At 69.7% G+C, this 1,429-nt stretch carries 1 protein-coding gene and 1 pseudogene; one reads left to right on the plus strand and one right to left on the minus strand.

The window, feature by feature from the left end; translation table 11 throughout:
- Positions 1-243, minus strand: a pseudogene (locus tag ACWF94_RS40435) (8-amino-7-oxononanoate synthase); the annotation flags it as partial.
- Positions 244-413: 170 nt separating this feature from the next.
- Here ACWF94_RS40435 and bioB point away from each other — a divergent pair.
- Positions 414-1,429: biotin synthase BioB (bioB, locus tag ACWF94_RS40440; RefSeq protein WP_453500282.1), on the plus strand; the 1,016-nt coding region annotated here is incomplete at its 3' end.

Consider the following 1,429-nt stretch of genomic DNA (forward strand, 5'->3'; position numbering starts at 1 on the left):
GAGCGCGGTGCTGCCCGTGACCAGCCGGGAGCCGGTGGCCCCGGCGCCCCAGCGGCGGGCCGCGTCGCCGGCGGCGTCGGTGATCTCCCGGCGGCGGGAGAACCCCAGATAGTCGTTGCCCGCGAGATCCAGCGGCCCGGAGCCGGCCGCGCGTGGCCTGAGCGTACGCACCAGACCCGCGTGCTCACGGCGGCGCGACTCGTCGTCGATCCAGTCGAAAGGACCCTGGGACTGCCGGCTCATAGGCGTCCGGTCCTTTCGTCGGCCCATTTGCAGGTGCATTTGTAGGCTGCGGACAACACCCTAGGCGGGACCGACCCGGAAACAAGTGTGGCCATACACACACCTCTCCACCGGTCTGTTGTGGAGTTCCGCCTTTCGCCCGGCGTGTGCCGTACGTCAGGATCGGCGCCATGGATCTGTTGAACACGCTGGTGGACAAGGGCCTGCGGCGCGAGCTGCCGACCCGGGACGAGGCGCTCGCCGTACTGGCGACGTCCGACGACGATCTGCTCGAAGTGGTGGCCGCGGCGGGCAGAGTGCGCCGCCAGTGGTTCGGCCGCCGGGTGAAACTCAACTATCTGGTCAATCTGAAGTCGGGGCTGTGCCCCGAGGACTGCTCCTACTGTTCCCAGCGGCTCGGGTCCAAGGCGGAGATCCTCAAGTACACCTGGCTGAAACCCGACGAGGCGTCCCGGGCCGCGGCGGCGGGGGTGGCGGGCGGCGCCAAGCGGGTCTGTCTGGTCGCCAGCGGGCGCGGCCCGACCGACCGGGACGTCGACCGGGTCTCGAAGACCATCGCGGCGATCAGGGAAGAGAACGACGGCGTCGAGGTCTGCGCCTGCCTCGGGCTGCTCTCCCAGGGCCAGGCCGAACGACTGCGGGAGGCGGGAGCGGACGCGTACAACCACAATCTCAATACGTCCGAGGGGACATACGGGGACATCACCACCACCCATACCTACGCCGACCGGGTCGACACGGTGCGGCAGGCGCAGGCGGCGGGTCTCTCCGCGTGCTCCGGGCTGATCGCGGGCATGGGCGAGAAGGACGAGGACCTGGTCGACGTGGTCTTCTCGCTGCGCGAGCTGGACCCGGACTCGGTGCCGGTGAACTTCCTGATCCCCTTCGAGGGCACCCCGCTGGCGAAGGAGTGGAACCTCACCCCCCAGCGCTGTCTGCGCATTCTGGCGATGGTGCGGTTCGTCTGCCCTGATGTGGAGGTACGGCTCGCGGGCGGGCGCGAGGTCCATCTGCGCTCGATGCAGCCGCTCGCGCTGCACCTGGTCAACTCGATCTTCCTCGGTGACTATCTGACGAGCGAGGGCCAGGCGGGCCAGACGGACCTCGACATGATCGCGGACGCGGGCTTCGAGGTGGAGGGCACGGCGGAGACGACCCTGCCGGAGCACCGGGCGGGCGGGGGCTG

It is taken from the genome of Streptomyces sp. NPDC055078 (genome assembly GCF_053607985.1).